Here is an 871-nt window from a genome sequence, read left to right on the forward strand (position 1 = left end):
CGTCACCTTCGACGACGTGACCGACCTGCTCTCCGCCCAGCGGGTCGCTGCCTGGGCCGAGATCGCCCGGCGCTTGGCCCACGAGATCAAGAACCCGCTCACCCCGATCCGCCTGTCGGCGGAGCGGCTGCAGCGCCGCTGGCTGAAGCAGATCGAGGACGAACCCGACACGTTCCGCGGCTGCACCGACACGATCGTCCGTCATGTCGATCAGATCGGCCGGCTGGTGAACGAGTTCTCGGCGTTCGCCCGGATGCCCGAGCCGGTCTTCCAGGACGAGCGGCTGGCGCAGATCGTCAACGACGCGGTGCTGCTGCAGCGCACTGCCCGGCCGGACATCGCGTTCGAGGTGGATCTCGGCCGGCCCGAGCTGATGCTGGCCTGCGACCATGCAAAGGTCGGCCAGGTTCTCACCAACCTGCTACAGAACGCCATCGACGCGATCGATGCGAAGGGCAAGGGTGAGGACGGGGAGCCGCGCGGCCATGTGCGGGTCCGGATCCTGGAGGAGGAGCGGGCCATCATCGTGCAGATCGAGGACGACGGGGTGGGGCTGCCCCCGCAGCACCGCGAGCGGCTGTTCGAGCCCTATGTCACCACCAAGGCGAAAGGCACCGGCTTGGGCCTTGCCATCGTCCGGAAGATCATGGAAGAGCACGAAGGCTCGATCGACCTGGGTGAAGCCGCAGGTGGCGGGACATCAGCACGGCTCGTCTTTCCTCGTCCCAGCGTCGTGCGGCCTGCCGCATGAGCACGAGGTCGCGCAGCGGACGAAGTACCAGCGCCGACGGGTCCGGGCTTTGTGCCCGGAGCACCATGATCGACCGGTTCCAGGGGGCGCTTCGCCGGATGGTTAGAGGATGAGCAAGGA

1 protein-coding gene is annotated in these 871 nt (G+C 67.5%); it reads left to right on the forward strand.

All coding sequences use genetic code 11. The features are described from left to right. A partial coding sequence (locus tag EQG76_RS17295; RefSeq protein WP_159715639.1) for a sensor histidine kinase occupies positions 1-751 on the forward strand: 751 nt, incomplete at its 5' end. Positions 752-871 lie beyond the last annotated feature (120 nt).

The sequence above is a fragment of the Geminicoccus flavidas genome (assembly GCF_009806515.1).
In the GTDB taxonomy this organism is placed as follows: domain Bacteria; phylum Pseudomonadota; class Alphaproteobacteria; order Geminicoccales; family Geminicoccaceae; genus Geminicoccus; species Geminicoccus flavidus.